This is a genomic window from Paenarthrobacter sp. PAE-2 (genome assembly GCF_026013155.1).
In the GTDB taxonomy this organism is placed as follows: domain Bacteria; phylum Actinomycetota; class Actinomycetes; order Actinomycetales; family Micrococcaceae; genus Arthrobacter; species Arthrobacter ureafaciens.
In genome coordinates, this window is sequence record NZ_JAPDNV010000008.1 from 131,041 (window position 1) to 147,157 (window position 16,117).

The 16,117-nt window shown below is 63.6% G+C and carries 14 protein-coding genes; all 14 read right to left on the minus strand.

From position 1 onward, the window contains the following. Positions 1 to 34 precede the first annotated feature (34 nt). The 14 genes from OCL88_RS07290 to OCL88_RS07355 all read right to left on the minus strand — a co-directional run bounded on the left by OCL88_RS07290 (position 35) and on the right by OCL88_RS07355 (position 16,099). Positions 35 to 2,995 carry a DEAD/DEAH box helicase gene (locus tag OCL88_RS07290; RefSeq protein ID WP_264962058.1) on the minus strand — a complete coding sequence of 987 codons (2,961 nt, stop codon included), beginning with the start codon at positions 2,993 to 2,995 and terminating at the stop codon, positions 35 to 37. A gap of 24 nt (positions 2,996 to 3,019) precedes the next feature. Next, on the minus strand, positions 3,020 to 3,856 hold the full coding sequence (gene tatC, locus OCL88_RS07295; protein ID WP_043426327.1) for a twin-arginine translocase subunit TatC: 837 nt from the start codon (positions 3,854 to 3,856) through the stop codon (positions 3,020 to 3,022). A 6-nt stretch (positions 3,857 to 3,862) separates the two neighbouring features. Next, on the minus strand, positions 3,863 to 4,132 hold the full coding sequence (gene tatA / locus OCL88_RS07300) for a Sec-independent protein translocase subunit TatA (protein ID WP_021470499.1): 270 nt from the start codon (positions 4,130 to 4,132) through the stop codon (positions 3,863 to 3,865). Positions 4,133 to 4,168: 36 nt separating this feature from the next. After that, positions 4,169 to 4,531: a hypothetical protein gene (locus tag OCL88_RS07305; protein WP_264962059.1), complete on the minus strand. Its 363-nt coding sequence runs from the start codon at positions 4,529 to 4,531 to the stop codon at positions 4,169 to 4,171. A gap of 9 nt (positions 4,532 to 4,540) precedes the next feature. After that, entirely contained in the window at positions 4,541 to 6,562 is a 2,022-nt protein-coding gene (locus tag OCL88_RS07310; RefSeq protein ID WP_264962060.1) for a helix-turn-helix transcriptional regulator, read from the minus strand. Positions 6,563 to 6,655: 93 nt separating this feature from the next. After that, the gene (locus tag OCL88_RS07315) at positions 6,656 to 7,051 is read right to left on the minus strand and encodes an FKBP-type peptidyl-prolyl cis-trans isomerase (RefSeq protein WP_021470496.1); all 396 of its coding nucleotides are present in this window, start codon (positions 7,049 to 7,051) and stop codon (positions 6,656 to 6,658) included. An 85-nt stretch (positions 7,052 to 7,136) separates the two neighbouring features. Further along, on the minus strand, positions 7,137 to 8,063 hold the full coding sequence (locus OCL88_RS07320; protein ID WP_193591332.1) for an FKBP-type peptidyl-prolyl cis-trans isomerase: 927 nt from the start codon (positions 8,061 to 8,063) through the stop codon (positions 7,137 to 7,139). A 136-nt stretch (positions 8,064 to 8,199) separates the two neighbouring features. Further along, positions 8,200 to 9,564: a Pup--protein ligase gene (gene pafA, locus OCL88_RS07325; protein WP_021470494.1), complete on the minus strand. Its 1,365-nt coding sequence runs from the start codon at positions 9,562 to 9,564 to the stop codon at positions 8,200 to 8,202. Between the two features lies 1 nt (position 9,565). Beyond that, positions 9,566 to 10,273, minus strand: coding sequence for a proteasome subunit alpha (gene prcA, locus OCL88_RS07330; RefSeq protein WP_264962061.1), 708 nt, complete (start codon positions 10,271 to 10,273; stop codon positions 9,566 to 9,568). Position 10,274: 1 nt separating this feature from the next. After that, positions 10,275 to 11,084, minus strand: a complete 810-nt coding sequence (gene prcB / locus OCL88_RS07335) for a proteasome subunit beta (RefSeq protein ID WP_264962062.1) — start codon at positions 11,082 to 11,084, stop codon at positions 10,275 to 10,277. A 76-nt stretch (positions 11,085 to 11,160) separates the two neighbouring features. Next, complete coding sequence (locus tag OCL88_RS07340) at positions 11,161 to 11,364, minus strand: ubiquitin-like protein Pup (RefSeq protein ID WP_062096884.1); 204 nt, start codon at positions 11,362 to 11,364, stop codon at positions 11,161 to 11,163. A gap of 115 nt (positions 11,365 to 11,479) precedes the next feature. Beyond that, positions 11,480 to 13,096 (minus strand): depupylase/deamidase Dop, encoded by a 1,617-nt coding sequence (gene dop, locus OCL88_RS07345; RefSeq protein ID WP_264962090.1) that lies wholly within the window; start codon positions 13,094 to 13,096, stop codon positions 11,480 to 11,482. Between the two features lie 50 nt (positions 13,097 to 13,146). Further along, positions 13,147 to 14,955 (minus strand): proteasome ATPase, encoded by a 1,809-nt coding sequence (arc, locus tag OCL88_RS07350; RefSeq protein ID WP_264962063.1) that lies wholly within the window; start codon positions 14,953 to 14,955, stop codon positions 13,147 to 13,149. A gap of 97 nt (positions 14,956 to 15,052) precedes the next feature. Continuing rightward, complete coding sequence (locus tag OCL88_RS07355) at positions 15,053 to 16,099, minus strand: tRNA (adenine-N1)-methyltransferase (protein ID WP_264962064.1); 1,047 nt, start codon at positions 16,097 to 16,099, stop codon at positions 15,053 to 15,055. Positions 16,100 to 16,117 lie beyond the last annotated feature (18 nt).

Genomic DNA, 16,117 nt, shown 5'->3' on the forward strand with positions numbered 1-16,117 from the left:
GTGTGTTCCGTGATGGCAGGCGCTTCGGGTTGTCTCACGCAACAGTCGAGTACGCCACTACCCCGCGGCGGACCAGGTCTATGGACTCGCGGCAAATGCGTGCGAGCCGGGGGTCTAGCTGCGGAATCTTTGCCAGCTGGTCCAGCAGGTCCACCACCTGCTTCGCCCACCGGACAAAGTCACCGGCTGCGAGGTCAGTCCCGCTGAGGACCTCCTGGAGGTGGCGCCCCTTGGCCCACTTGTACATCGGCCACATGAGGCCCAGCTCGGGCTCAGCGGTCAATGGCAGCCGGTTCTGTTCCTCCGTGTCTTCGAGCCTGGACCATTCACGGATGACGATGTCTACTGCTGTTTCCAGGGAAACGGACGGCATCCTGGGCCGCAGGCCGCGGTCTTCGCGCTTGGCTTGGTAGACAAGGGTACTGGCCAGGGATGCGAGCTCGGCGGCATCGAGGTCGTTGATGGCACCCTGCCGGATCGATTGCGAAATAAGCAGGTCCTTCTCGCCGTAGATCCGGCGGAGGCGTTGGCCGTCGGCACTGATGGTGACCCGGCCGTCGTCGTGGGTGTCCAGGTAACCGTAGGTCGACAGGACGTCGCACACGCGGTCGAAAGTCTTGGCGATGGTGTTGGTCCTGCCTTGGATCTGCCGTACCAGTCCGTCGGTTTCCTTCCGGAGTTTCCACCAGCGCTCGGACCACCTGGCATGGTCCTCACGGTCGCTGCATCCGTGGCACGGGTGCGCCCTGAGGGCTCGCCGGATTTCCGCGATCTTCCGTTCCTGGTCCTGTGCACGCGAACCCAGGCCAAAGTCTTCGTGCCGGCTGTTGCGCCGCTGCCGCGAAGAGTCGCCGTTGACCGCGTTCCGCATGGAGGCGGCCAGGTCGCGGCGCGACTTGGGAACTTTGGCGTTGAACGACTTGGGGATCCGGATGCGCGTCACGGCAGACACCGGCGCGTCGATGTCATGGACGCCGAGCCGGCGCAATTGATTGTCCGCGGTCAGGACCGACGGACGCGGTTCGCGGGCGTTGGGGTCTACTTCCAGGACGACGGCGTAACCCGCCAGCCTGCCACCGGAGACGCTGATGACGTCCCCCGGAATGAGACGCGTCAGGGAATCGGACACCCTGGAACGTCGCGCGCGCTGGTGGTCGCGGGCCGCGTGCTGCTCGGCATCGCTCAGCTCGCGGCGAAGCTTCGAGTATTCGCTGAAGTCGCCCAGATGGCACTCCATGGCCTTCGCGTAGCCGGCCAGGGACTCTTCCCGCCCGCGGACCTGGCGGGCCAGCCCCACCACCGAGCGATCGGCCTGGAACTGCGCGAAGGACGATTCAAGAATTTCGCGCGCCCGGGCCCGGCCGAACTGGGCGATGAGGTTGATGCTCATGTTGTAGGTGGGCCGGAAGCTGGAGTTCAGCGGATAGGTACGCCGCGACGCGAGCCCGGCCACCGCTGCGGGATCAGTGCCTGGTTGCCACAGGACCACCGCGTGGCCCTCCACGTCGATCCCGCGGCGTCCGGCGCGGCCTGTGAGCTGGGTGTACTCCCCCGCCGTGATGTTGACGTGTGCTTCGCCGTTGAACTTCTCAAGCTTCTCCAACACAACACAGCGCGCGGGCATGTTAACCCCCAGCGCCAGGGTCTCCGTCGCGAAGACAGCTTTGACAAGGCCGTCCGCGAAGAGCTTTTCCACCACTTCCTTGAAGGTGGGCAGCATGCCGGCGTGATGTGCGGCGAAACCCCGGATGAGGCCGTCCCGCCAACCCCAGAAGCCCAGGACATCAAGGTCGTCGGCGGGGATTTCGTGGCTGGCTTCGTCAACGCGCTGGGCAATGATCTGCTGCTCACGTTCAGTGGTCAGCCAGAGCCCGGAGGCCGCACACTGGGCCACGGCGGCGTCACAGCCGGCCCGCGAAAAAATGAAAGTGATGGCGGGCAGGAGACCCTGGCGGTTCAGGCTGTCAATCACCTGCGGACGGCTGGCCCTGCGGACAGGGCTGCGCTGCGCGGTCTGCCGCTCCTCACGCTGCCGGTCCTGGCGACGGCGGCTCCTCCCGCCGTGCGAGTAGCGGGCGTTCACATTCATCCGGCTCTCGGAACGGGCCATGGCAAGGAGGTCCGGATTGACCTCGAACTCAGGCCCGGTCACGGCGTGGCGGACGGTGGCTTCCACAGCACGCTTGGCCGACTTCCCGGAGACGGCCATCGATTCCGACGCCGGGGTTTCCTCCGCTTCGCCAAGATCGGGAACTTCCGTATCCGGAAGGGCCGGAGCAATCTCGTCGAAGGTGGTGTCCCCCGCGAAAAGGTCCACAATTTCGCGTCCCACCATCACGTGCTGCCACAACGGCACGGGACGGTGCTCGGACACGATGACGTCGGTGTCGCCGCGCACTGTGTCCAGCCAGGCCCCGAACTCTTCGGCATTGGAGACCGTGGCGCTCAAGGAAGCCACTTGGACCTCGCTTGGAAGGTGGATGATTACTTCTTCCCACACGGCTCCGCGGAAACGGTCAGCCAAGTAGTGGACCTCGTCCATGACCACGAAGCCCAAGTCGCCCAGGGTTTCGGAATCGGCGTACAGCATGTTCCGCAGGACTTCGGTGGTCATGACCACCACGGGAGCATCACCGTTGATGGTGGTATCGCCCGTGAGCAAACCGACGTTGGGTGCGCCATACTTGGCGCTGAGTTCGGTGAACTTCTGGTTGCTCAGTGCCTTGATGGGCGTGGTGTAGAACGCTTTGAGCCCACGCTGGAGCGCCAAGTAGATGGCAAACTCGCCGACGATCGTTTTACCCGCACCGGTGGGAGCCGCAACCAGGACTCCCCGCCCTTCCTGGAGGGAACGGCACGCCTCACGCTGGAAGTCATCCAGTTCAAAGTCGAGGGTGCGTGCGAAGGAGCCCAGGTAGGTCTTGGCTTCCGCTGTCCGGTTGGCGGCCGCACGGTAGCGGTCCGATGGCGATGGTGGGCCGGAAATCGAGGACATGCCTCAAGCCTAGTAGCCCGGTGTCTACAGATTCTCCAGATCGGTCGCCGGGGTGGCGATATCTGCCGTGGCTTCCGTCTCAGCAGCACGCTTAATGGCCCGGCGTTCACGCCGGCGGTCGTTCCAGAGGCAGACCCCGATGGCCGCAAAGAAGAGAAGAAGCATGGGAGCGGCGAGGTAGAACATGCTCATGGCGTCGGCTCCGGGCGCGGCCATGGCTGCGAACAGGCACACCAGGAAGATCGTGATTCGCCAGCTCTTGACCAGTTGCTTGCCTTTGACGATTCCCGCAAGGTTCAGGCCGACCAGGACCACCGGGACAAGGAAAGCGATTCCGAAGGCGAGCAGCAGCCGCAGGACGAAGGCCAAATAGATTTCGGCGCTGATGAAGTTCGAGGCACCGGACGGGGTGAAATCTGTGAGGACGCGTACCGCATTCGGCAATACCAGCCATGCCAGCAACACGCCGCCAATGAACAGCGGAACGGCCGCTGCCACGAAGGACAACGCCAGGTTCCGTTCCTTCTTGTGCAAGCCCGGAACGATGAATGCCCATAGTTGATAGATCCAGACCGGGCTCGAAACGAGCACGCCGAGGAACACCGACACCTGGACCATGAGGTCAAAGGAGCTTGCCACGCCGTCGAAGTTGAGGGTGGCCGCGCGGCCCTCTTTCTCGTTAAGGTCCTTGATGGGCTTGATCAGGGCCTCGAGGAGGGGCTGGTAGATGATGAAGCCCACCACAGTGCCCAGAATGACGCCAATGGCTGCCTTGAAGAGCCGGTTCTTAAGCTCCTTCAAATGGTCAAGCAGCGCCATCCTGGCTTCGGGATTGGCTTTGCGCCCCTTCGTCTGTACCACTTCTCTTTAGACGCGGTTGGAGGGCGGAACGTCCGTTTCGCCGTTGTTCTTAGCCTTTGCGTCCGGGTGGTCCACAACCCTGCCTTCGACGGCGTCGGAAGAAGCCTGGGTGTCCTTTGTTTCGGATGCACCGTCCTTCTTCATCTCCCGGACCTCGGACTTGAAAATGCGCATCGACTGTCCGATGCTGCGTGCCATGGAGGGCAGCTTGGGCGCGGCAAAAAGCACCAGGGCCAAGACGATGATGATGATGAGATGCCAGCCTTCAAGCCTCATGTGTGGAGGTCCTTTCCTTTTGGATACATCCTACGTCTATCTGAATTCTATGTCGTGCAAGGACTGGGGTTGCCCACGATCGGCTTTGCGCTGGACGCGCTTGAGGCGGCGAATTTCCCGCCGGGCGGCCTTGGCCGTCACGTAATCATGACGCATCTGTTCCGGGGAGGCAAAAACCGCGGACCCAGGTGCAGGCCGTTCCCCGGTCGCTTCCGCTGCCGACACCAAAGTGTTGCTTTCCGTTGTTTTCCCCAGCGTACCGAAGCGCCTTCCGGCCTCCCCCAATTCGCGGACGGTGGCCATGAACTTCCGGAACAAGCGGTACCCCAACGTCAGATGAAGAAGCAGGGACAGTGCTATCAGAGCAATCCACAAAAGGATCCAAAACCACCAAGGCATCTGAGTATTCTAGCCAGCTTCCTGGGATTGCACCGACGAAGGACCGCTGTATTGCCTCAGGGCCGCCAGAAGCCAGGCCTGGGCGTCGTCCCTGAGCTGCAGGGGATCGATGATCCGTGCCGATCCCCCATGCTGGGCCACGAACATGGGCAACCAGTCCGTGCTGCCGAACCTGACCTCGGCGAGCAAACCGCCGTCGGGCAGTGGTGCCGTGCGTTCGGCGTAGTAGTCATCGGCCAGCCCGGCTCCTTGGCGGGTCAGCTGGAGCACCACCACCGCGTCATCGTCGCCCGGAGTAAAAAGCCTGGCCGGGACGTCGGTCTCCGGTGTGCTTGCCATTGAAACAGGCCGGCCGTTGGGCTCGAGCGATTCAATCCGATCCAGCCGGAAGTTCCGGATCCCGGACTTGCTGTGGCAATACGCCTCGAAATACCACGTGTTGTCCATGGAAAAGAGCCTCAGCGGGTCCACGTCGCGTTCGCTGACTTCGTCGCGTTGCGGGGACAGATACCTCAAGCGCAGTTGGCTTCCGTCCCGCAAGGCCTGCGAGATGGCGGCAAATGCCTGGGATTGCTGCGGGGCCACGGACGCCCCGGCTACCGAACCGGCCAGCCTCGCTGCGTCCCCGGCTGCGCCGGCAAGCTTGATGGTCACCGATTCCAGGGCGCTTCCGGCGTCACCTTCCGGCAGCCCCGCCAGCGCAGGGAGGTCGCCCAACATGGCCAGGCCGGTCAGCAGCGCTGCTGCTTCTTCCTCGCTGAACCGGACCGGGCGGCTCAAGTCCAGGTGTTCGGTGATGTAGACATGGTCGTTCTCCCATTGGATGTCCAACAAATCGTCGGGGTACCCCTCAGGAAGTCCCGAACAGATGAGGATCTTCAGGTCGTCGATGAGGGCCTTCCGCGTGATCCCGAAATGGTCCGCCACCTCCTGGATATGCAGTCCCTGATGGTGGACCAGGAAAGGAACGAGCTGCAGCATCCTGGCCAATTGGTCCTCGGATGTCCGCTTGCGGGCCCGTGTAGCGGGCGCAGCGTCCGGGAAGGACACCGGAACCGGCGGGGCGGCGTTGAAGGCTGCTGCTGCTTCCAGCCGACGCACGACGGCGGTGCGCAGGTCTGCAGGCTCCCTCACCGCAACGTGGGGGCCGTAGGAGGCAAGCTCCTCGGCGAATTGTTCCGGGTCGCGGAAGGGCACCGACAATAGGTCCCGTCCGGTGCCTGCGCCGCCAGTGGCGGCCGTGGCGCGAAGTCGGAGGGCAAGGACCCGGCCGGGCGCGACGTCGAGCGTGGCCGTCCGCAGGGGAAGTTCGCGCAGCGAATCCAATTCGGCCCGTGCATCAAAGTCAGCCGGCGGGTCAAAGGAGCGGTTGGTGAGGACGGTGACCGCCGTGGTCATCCTGGAGAGCCGGTAAAACCGCTTGGCTCCGCGGCCCAGGTCGAACCCCACGAGGTACCACTGGCCGAACCGGCTGCCGAGTCCCCACGGTTCGACGTCGCGGGTTTCTTCCTTGTTCGTGCTTCCTGCCAGGTAGCCGAAGCGGATGGGGTGCCTGCCATGCATGGCGGCAACGACGTCGTCGAAGGCCTGTCCCGCCGGTTTGATCCGCGGCTGTACGCCCGCAGGGAGTTCTGCTTCGCTAAAGCCTCCTGCCGCCTGGAGCTTCCGTACGGCATCTGCGGCCGCCTTGCCCAGTGCCGCCCTCTCCCAGAGCTGGGCCGCGAGGAGGAGGACTGTTCCCTCCGCAGGTGTCAGGTGCACGTCGGGGAGCCTGTTGGAGTCCTTGCCGATCCGGTACCGGGTGGAGGCAGGATCGTCATTGCCGAATCCGGTGTCCATCAGGGTCTCGATCTCGAAACCGAACTGCTTGAGGTCCACCTTGTCGCGTTCAAACATGCGGCCGAAGGCTGCGTCATTGTCTGCGGCGCCCCGGTACACCTTCTCCCTCAGGACGGCGCGGCTCAACCCCACCTTGGTATTGAGCAGGGCCAGGAGCAGGTTCAGGAGGCGTTCAGTACGGGATGCGGACACGGTTGCTACGTTACTAAAGTCGCGGCTTAAAACCGCAAGGGCGCGTCACCGCCGGTTGTGCCGGAGGTGACGCGCCCTTGGAAGAAGCAGCGCCTAGCGGACTGCTACGAGGTCAACAACAAAGATGAGGGCCTCGTTGGGCTTGATGGCTCCACCGGCGCCGCGGGAGCCGTAAGCCAGCTCGGAGGGAATCTCCAAACGGCGGCGGCCGCCGACCTTCATGCCGAGCAGGCCCTGGTCCCAGCCCTGGATAACCTGGCCCACGCCAACGCGGAAGTCCAGCGGAGCGCCGCGGCCCCAGGAAGCGTCGAATTCTTCGCCGGTCGACCAAGCAACGCCTACGTAGTGCGTTGACACGGTGTCGCCGGCCTTCGCCTCGGCGCCGGTGCCCTCAATGAGGTCGGTGATGCGCAGTTCGGTGGGTACATCGCCTTCCGGGAACTCAATCTCCGGCTTGGTGCGGTCGTAATCGCGCTGTCCAAATGACATGGTTGCTCCTCTGAATGTGTGGGGTGTCAGGTTCAAGCCTAAGCCAGGTGTCCGGTCAACTGCCCGGCAAGCTCTTCGGTGGCTGTTACTTGACGCCCAGGATGTCGACGACGAACACGAGGTCGCCCTTGGCCTCGCCTTGGCCTTCGGCGCCGTACGCCAGATCCTGCGGGATGACAAGGAGGACCCGGGAGCCTACGGTCTTGCCGGCGAGGCCCTGCGTCCAGCCCTTGATGACGCCCGTCAACGGGAAGCTAGTGGGCTTGCCGCGATCATAGCTGGAATCGAACTTGGTGCCGTCCTTCAAGGTGACACCCACGTAGTTGACGGTCAGGGTGTCGCTTTCCTTCACCACGGGGCCATTGCCCTTGATCAGGTCCTGCGAGACGAGTTCCTTGGGAGCGGCGACGCCCGCCACGGAGATTTCCGGAATGCCCTGCTCGTTCTCCTTGACCGTGGGCAGACCTGCGGGCGGGGTCACGGTTTCGCCTTCAGGCTTCTCAAGGGCCTTGGGGGTCTCCTTGGCACCAAGCAGTTTGAACACGACGATCTGGGTGCCCGTTTGTCCGCTGGCGGAGGCGTTGCCGGGGGCCGCGAAAGCAACGTGCGAGCCGACCTTGGCGCCGACAATAGCGTTGTAGATGGCCTCGTTGCCTGCCTTCAGGTCCTCGCCCAGCTCGATCGGCTGGGGGCCGGAAGGGTAAGTATCCTCAATGGTCTTGCCATCTGTACCGTCGACGGCGATATACGCCAGTTCGGCGGTCTGGCCGGCCTTGATCGTTTCCCCGTCGCCTTCGTCCACAACCTTGACGGTGGGTTCGGAGACAGCCAGGGGCTTGGTGAAATCAAGCCCCGGGGCCTTGTCGTCACCGTTGTCGGTTACCTTCAGGGAGGACAGCTTGGAGATGTCTCCCGTGGACTTGCTCGTGGGCTCTGATTCGGGGGCATCCCCGCCTCCGCACGCGGTCAACAGCAGCAGGACAGGAAGGAGTATGGCTAGGAGTCGTCGCACAAAAAGACACTTTCGTCGGGACAATGGATATTGGAGCAGCGGACGGATATTCGAGCAACGGACATTGCCGTGCCGCATCCAATCAGGTGCCTCTTGGAAAGAGACCAACATCCAGAGTAACCGCCGAAGCTGGGAGTCAGCTCATAGAGTCAAGGAGGGCGTCGACCCTCTCATCCACGCTGCGGAACGGATCCTTGCAGAGAATGGTCTGGTGCGCCCGGTCATTGAGCTTGAGATGGACCCAGTCCACGGTGTAGTCGCGGCCCAGTTCCTGCGCCCGCCGGACAAAGTCTCCCCGCAACTTGGCCCGCGTCGACTGCGGCGGAGCGTCCACGGCATCCTTGACCTCGGTCTCCGTGACCAAGCGCCGTGCCGCTCCCCTTGACTGGAGGAGGAAGAACAGGCCCCGCTGCCGCGAGATGTCGTGGTAGGTGAGGTCGAGTTGGGCAATCCTCGGCGAATCCAGGCCAATGTCATGGCGCTTCATATAGCCTTCCATGAGTTTCTTCTTGATGGCCCAGTCAACTTCGGTGTCGATGCTGCTGCTGTTCCCGCTCTCGATCGCGTCGAGCGTCCTGGTCCAAAGATCGATGATCAACGGCACGTGTGGATTGTGGGCCCCGTTGGCTGCAACAAACTCTGTGACCTTGGCCAGGTACTCCCTCTGGATATCCAGTGCTGAGAGCTGCCTGCCGTTGGCCAGCCGGACCAGCGCCCGGCCGCTGAGGTCATGGGAAATTTCGCGGATGCTCCGGATGGGGTTTTCCATGCGCATGTCGCGCATGATGACGCCCGCCTCGATCATGCGGAGGATCAGGTCTACCGTGCCCACTTTGAGCAGGGCGGACGTCTCCGACATGTTCGAATCGCCGACGATGACGTGCAGACGGCGGTAGAACTCGGCGTCCGCGTGAGGCTCATCACGGGTATTGATGATGGGGCGGGACCTTGTGGTGGCCGAGGAAACGCCTTCCCAAATGTGGTCCGCCCGCTGCGAGAAGGCGAATGTGGCCCCGTGCGGGGTCTTAAGCACTTTGCCCGCGCCGGCGATCAGTTGCCGCGTCACCAGGAAAGGGATCAGAATCTCGGCCAACCGGGAGAACTCACCGCGCCGCGGTATGAGGTAGTTCTCGTGGCTGCCGTAGGAGTTTCCTGCCGAGTCCGTGTTGTTCTTGAACAGGTACACCGTTCCGTTGAAACCCTCGGCGGCCAGGCGCGCCTGGGCCTCATCCACGAGGTCGTCCAGGATGAGTTCCCCGGCGCGGTCGTGGGCAATCAACTGAGCAAGATCGTCGCACTCGGCTGTGGCGTATTCGGGATGCGAGCCGACGTCAAGGTACAGCCTTGAACCGTTGGTCAGGAAGACGTTGGAAGACCTGCCCCAGCTGACTACTTTGCGGAAGAGGTACCTTGCTACTTCTTCCGGCGCCAAAGGCCTGGAATCGGGGCTCGAATAAGAGATCCCGAACTCTGTTTCGATGCCGAATATCCGCTTGTCCATTTCAGGCCTCCTCAACGAGCAACTGGGCAAGATCCTCGGGGAGCAGGCGACGGAAAGCCCGCCGTGTTCCGCGGTTGCTTTCGGATGCGCGCTCCAGGACGGCGGCTTCGACGGCCGTCGGTGGAAGGGCATCCACGTCCTTGTCCGCGGCGAGGGCCCGCAGGGCCAGCCGCAGCGCGCCTGGAAAGTCCAGGCCGGCGTCCCAGGTGTCCTTGACGACGTCCGAAATCTGGTCCGCGACACCGCCCATCACCACAAAGCCGTTTTCGTCGGCAATCGAGCCGTCGAAGGTGAGCCTGTACAAGTGGTCCAGCTCCTGCCGGGGGCCAACCTCTGCCACGGCCAGTTCCACCTCGAAGGGCTTCTGTTCGGCGGTGAAGACGGCGCCGAGACTCTGGGCGTAGACGCTGGCCAGGCCCCGGGCGGTGACGTCCTCGCGGTCGTAGGAGTAGCCGCGCACGTCGGCGTAGCGGACTCCTGCCTGCCGCAGGCTCTCAAATTCGTTGTACTTCCCAACGGCAGCAAACGCTATTTTGTCGTAAATCTCGCCGATCTTATGCAGCGAAGGAGAGGGGTTCTCAGCCACCAAGGCGATCCCGTCCGCGCAGCTGATGACGATGACCGAGCGGCCGCGGGCGATGCCCTTCCGCGCAAAGTCTGCGCGGTCCTTCATTAGCTGCTCTGGTGAGACATAGAACTGCTGCGTCATCTCAGGCCTCCCGTCCGGCGATAGCGCGTGATTCGACAATGGCCGCCGAAATCGCAGCGAGCTCACGTTCCGGAATCCTCCTGTGCCCGGCGCGGTTCACGGCGTACACCACCGGCCACAGCTGCCTGACGGGGTCCGGTCCCCCGGTCGCGGAGTCGTCGTCGGCGGCGTCGTAGAGGGATTCGACGGCTATAGCCACGGCTTCGTCCTCGCTAAGGTTCGGCCGCCACAGCTTTTTCAGGGCACCCCGGGCGAAGACGGAACCCGAGCCGACCGAGTGGTGCTCGTACTCCTCGTACCGGCCACCCGTCAGGTCGTAGGAGAAGAGCCTGCCGGTGGCGGATCCGTGGTCGAATCCGGCAAAGAGCGGTATGACAGCCATCCCCTGCATCGCCATGGGCAGGTTACCCCTGATCATGGCCCCCAAGCGGTTGGCTTTGCCCACAAGGCTGAGGAGCGTGCCTTCGATCTTCTCGTAATGCTCCAGCTCCACTTGGAACAGCCGGGTGATATCGATCGCAAGGCCTGCGGTGCCGGCTATGCCCAGCACGGAGTACTGGTCTGCGGGAAAGACCTTCTCAATGTGCCGGCTCGCGATGACATTGCCCATGGTGGCCCGCCGGTCGCCGGCCATCAGCACGCCGCCGGCATAGGTCATGGCCACAATGGTGGTGGCGTGCGGTGCGGCCGGAGCTGCGCCGGCGGGAAGTGTTTGGTTGAACGGAAGGAGTTCGGGACGCGAGCGTTGGAGATGCTCTGTGAATGAAGACGTTGCCTGGTTGGCCAGGGGGCCGATTGATGGGTCCTGCATTGCTGCACTCCTTCGACTCGCATTCCGATGCCCGGCGGCCTCGCGCCGGCCGGGCAGTACATCCTGTGGTGGTTCGTTACTGGCCGCCCTTTTGGACGAAAGCCCTCACGAATTCCTCGGCGTTGGATTCCAGGACGCCATCGATTTCGTCAAGGAGATCGTCCACGCCTTGTGTAGCTTCCGAGGCCTGGGCCTCAGGAGCGGCGGGAGGTGCCTCCGGGACGTCGACTTCAGTCTCAGTTTCCCGCGCCTGGGGTTGCTGCTGCTCCTGACCTGCCATTTCTTTCTCCCTACTGTCCGTCCGCGGGATGCGGACTTCCTACTGCCATATTGCCACGCGATGGGCTGCTCCGCCCGGCTTCGGCCGGGCTGTTTCCGCAGGTGACTGCTGTTGGTCAGTCTCTGGGCGCCGCAGGTTTCCGGCCAAGCAACTCGGCAAGGAACGGGCCTGCTTCCTGGTGCTTCCGGAACAGTGGTTCCGTGAGCGCCTGCGTACCGCGCAATGGCTCCCTGGTGGGTACGCGCTGCAGTTTCCCCAGTCCCGGGACATCGAAAATAACCGAGTCCCAGCTGGCTCCCACGACGTCCTTGCCAAAAGTGGAAACGCATTTACCGCGGAAGTAGGCCCGGGTGTCCACCGGTGGTTCGCTTACCGCCCTGGTGACATCGGCGTCGTCGACTATCCGCAGCATGCGGTTCCTGGAAAGCATCCGATAGTAGAGGCCTTTCTCCGGCCGGATATCTGACCACTGCAGGTCCACGAGGCCCAGCCGGGCGTCATCCCACTCCAACCCGTCGCGGCTGCGGTAGCCCTCCAGGAGCGACTTCTTGGCCACCCATTCCACGGACGTTGCCGAGGCCGGGTCCGTGCCCAGCGCCGTCAGCGTGGACTCCCAGCGCTCCAGCACCTCATGGGTGTGGCCGTCACCGCTGATGGCATCCGCGACGCCGGTTTCCTGGGCGAGCTTCGCCGCCGCCTCGAAGTACATCCACTGCAGGTCCGAGGCTGTCACGCGACGGCCGTCCGTGAGCCGTACGGTGGCGGTGAGGCTGGTGTCGTGGCTGACCGCCTGCAGGGCGTGAACCGGCTCGTGGACTTCGATCCTGGGCGCCTGGCCGGCCTCGATGAGGCTCAGCACCATGGCAGTGGTGCCGAACTTAAGGAAGTTCGACAGCTGGCTGAGGTTGGCGTCGCCGATGATGACGTGCAGGCGGCGGTACTTGTCCGCCGTGGCGTGCGGTTCGTCCCGGGTGTTGATAATCGGCCTGCGGATGGTCGTCTCAAGGCCCACCTCAGCCTCGAAGAAGTCCGCCCTTTGGCTGATCTGATAGCCGGGGGTGGAGCTATCCTGCCCCAGGCCCACGCGGCCCGCCCCGCAGACCACTTGCCGCGAGATGAAGAACGGAGTCAGCCCGCGGATGATGTCCCCAAACGGAACCGATCGCGGCATGAGGTAGTTCTCGTGCGAGCCGTAGGACACGGCCTTGTTGTCCGTGTTGTTCTTGTAGAGGTTAATCGGCGGCAGGTTGGTATCTGCGGCAACCTTGCGCACCGTGGCCAAGGCAACCAGGTCCCCTGCTGCGTCCCAGGTCACGGCATCGCGCGGGTTGGTGACTTCGGGGCTGGAGTACTCGGGGTGGGCATGGTCTACGTACAGCCTGGCGCCGTTGCCGAGCACCATGTTCATCAGGAGGGAGCCGGATTCGTCCGCGCCGTCAAGCTCCAGTTCCTGGCGCCCGTACGCCAAGGCGACGGCCTCGGCGTCGAGCACCGGCGGCTGGTCGGTGAGCTGGCTCGGATCCGCGGCCGAACGTTCCAAGGTCCAGCCCCGGGCGTCGTGGAGTGGTTCCTCGTCGGTGTAATCCCAGCGCGTCTCCGCTCCCCCGGCAGCTCGCTGCCGCGTGACGGTCGCGTACGCCTGGATAATCCTGGCAGACATCATGGTGGCATTGGCGCCGGGCGCAGACGGAGCATGGATCCCATACTCCGTCTCCGAACCCATGACGCGCATTGCCCCGCCTGCAGGCAGTTTCTCCTGGGGCAGGTTGTCGTCTCGTGAGGTCACAGGTATTGGCCCGTATTCGCCGTAGTTTCAATCGACTTGCCGGGTTCCTGGCCGGCCTTGCCCTGGACGATGGTGCGGATGTACGTGATGCGTTCACCCTTCTTGCCCGAGATCCGGGCCCAGTCGTCCGGATTGGTGGTGTTGGGCATGTCCTCGTGCTCGCGGAACTCATCCACTACCGCCTTGAGCAGGTGATCGATGCGCAGGCCCTTCTGGTGGTTGGTGAGGAGGTCCTTGATGGCGTACTTCTTGGCGCGGTCAACCACGTTTTGCACGACTGCCCCGGAGTTGAAGTCCTTGAAATACAGCATCTCGGTATCACCGTTGGCATAGGTGACCTCGAGGTATTCGTTCGACTTCTCCGTGGAGTACATCGCCTCCACGGTCCGCTGGATCATCGCATCCACCGTGGCCTGGACATCTCCGCCGTATTCGGCGAGGTCCTGGGCATGGAACGGCAGGTCGGTGGTGATGTACTTGCCGAAGATGTCAGCTGCTGCCTCAGCGTCGGGCCGCTGGATTTTTACCTTCACGTCCAGGCGGCCCGGCCGCAGGATGGCGGGGTCGATCATGTCCTCGCGGTTTGAGGCACCGATCACGATGACGTTGTCGAGCCGTTCCACGCCGTCGATCTCGCTGAGCAGCTGCGGGACGATGGTGGTCTCGACGTCGGAAGAGACACCGGTGCCGCGGGTGCGGAACAGCGAATCCATCTCGTCGAAGAACACCACGACGGGGCTGCCGTCCGAAGCCTTCTCGCGGGCCCGGGCGAAGATCAGGCGGATGTGCCGCTCGGTCTCGCCGACGTACTTGTCCAGGAGCTCCGGCCCCTTGATGTTCAGGAAGTAGCTCTTGAGGTCGGTGTTGCCTGCGCGCTCGGCAGCCCGGGCAGCCAGGGAATTGGCCACTGCCTTGGCGATGAGCGTCTTGCCGCACCCCGGAGGACCGTAAAGGAGGATTCCCTTGGGTGCCTTGAGGCCGTGCTCCCGGTAGAGGTCGGGGTGCAGGAACGGCAGTTCAACGGCGTCGCGGATCTGTTCGATCTGCGGACCGAGGCCGCCGATGTCCTGGTAGGTGATGTCAGGGACTTCCTCCAGCACGAGGTTTTCAACCTCGGCGCGGGGCACCTTTTCCAAGGCGTAGCCCGTCCGCGAATCCAGGGACAGTGCGTCTCCCACCTTCAGGTGGACGTTTTGGAGGGCACCCGAGAGCCGGACAACGCGTTCCTCGTCAGCGCGGCCGACCACCAGGGCACGGTCCTTGCCCAGAAGCTCCTTGAGCGTTACCAGTTCGCCGGCGCGTTCATAGCCGAGCGCCGCAACAACCAGGAGTGCCTCGTTGAGGAGGACTTCCTGCCCGACTGCGAGCTGGTTGACGTTAACCAACGGGCTGATGCCAACCCGCATCTTCCGGCCGGCGTTGAAGATGTCCACTGACTCTTCAGTGGCTGCCTGCCCGGAATTTCCTGCCGTCGGCTGGCGGCGGGGATTGATCTGGACAACGGTGCCGAAGCTGTACGGCGGTTGGCCTTCCTGCTCGAGGGCACCCTTGAGCCGGAGGATCTCAGCCTTGGCTGTTTCCAGCATGTTGACCAGTTTGCTGTTGTTCTGGGTGGCGGCTGCGAGCTGGCGGTCGATGTGGCGAAGTTTGTCCCTCAGGATGTTGATCTGCCGCTCAGCCACAGTCAATTCACTGGAAGGGTCCGGCGGTTGGATGGTGCCCCGCCTTTGGCGGGCAGCCTCTTCCGCTGCGGCATTCGCTTCTTCCGGCGTCGGCCGTCCAATGTCGTTGTTCGACGTATCCACGATTCATCAGCCCCTTCCTGCGCTTAACAAGACCATAGTCCCGAAAAGCTCAGGGGGCTGTGTGACATCCGGAATGCGGACCCTATTGTGACCTTTGTCAGTTTGTGACCGGGGGATCATCCTGGACGTTGGTTCCGGCAATGGCGTCCCTTGCGGCCCGGCGAAGCTTCTTGTCGGAGACCAAGCGCTCTCCCACGGCACCCGGTGTCCAGGCGTTGAGGTCCTCTTCGCTGAATTCAGTCTTGGACGGGCGGCGCTTGACCGAAATTCCGGTCACGCCGTCGGCCAGGCGGCGGGTCACCAGAAGGAACCCCGTGTGGGCAACCATGCGGTGGTCCGGTCGGACAGCCAGGCCTTCAAGGTGCCAGCCGCGGACCATGGATTCCCACGCATCCGGTTCAGTGAAACGGCCATCGGCCCTGATGGCTTCGGCAGTGCGCGAAAGCTGGGTAACGGTGGCAACGTAGTTGATCCACACCCCGCCCGGAGCAAGGACCGTGGCGACCGCGTCGAGGCATTCCCAGGGCGCGAGCATGTCCAGTACCACGCGGTCGACGGAACCGGGTGCCTCGGCCTTGACCACTTCCTCCTGGAAATCCCCGAGGGAGATCTGCCAGGCAGGGTGCGGTCCGCCGAAGATGGTTTCCACGTTTCCGCGGGCGATGTCCGCGAATTCCTCGCGCCGTTCGAACGAGTGGAGGTAACCGCCGTCGCCGATTGCCCGAAGCAGCGAAATGGACAGCGCGCCGGAGCCGACACCGGCTTCCACTACCCGGGCGCCGGGGAAGATATCGGCCATGGTGACGATCTGGCCGGCGTCTTTCGGGTAGACCACCGCAGCGCCGCGAGGCATGGACAGCACGAAGTCCGAAAGCAGCGGACGCAGGGTCTGGTACTGCTGGCCGATGTTGTTGCTGACAACGGAACCATCAACTTTGCCGATGATCTCGTCGTGGTTCAGGAACCCGCGGTGGGTGTGGAAGGCGCCGCCGACTTCCAAGGTGATGGTGTTCATGCGTCCACGCTCATCAGTGAGCTGGACGCGTTCCCCCACCCGGAAAGGTCCCCGACGGCGGGCTGCCCCGGTTGGCTGGGCAGCGCCCGTGGCTGCGCTTGTCTCCGTGGCGGCGGTTTCGCTGCTCATCTGGTTTTCCTCGCTCCT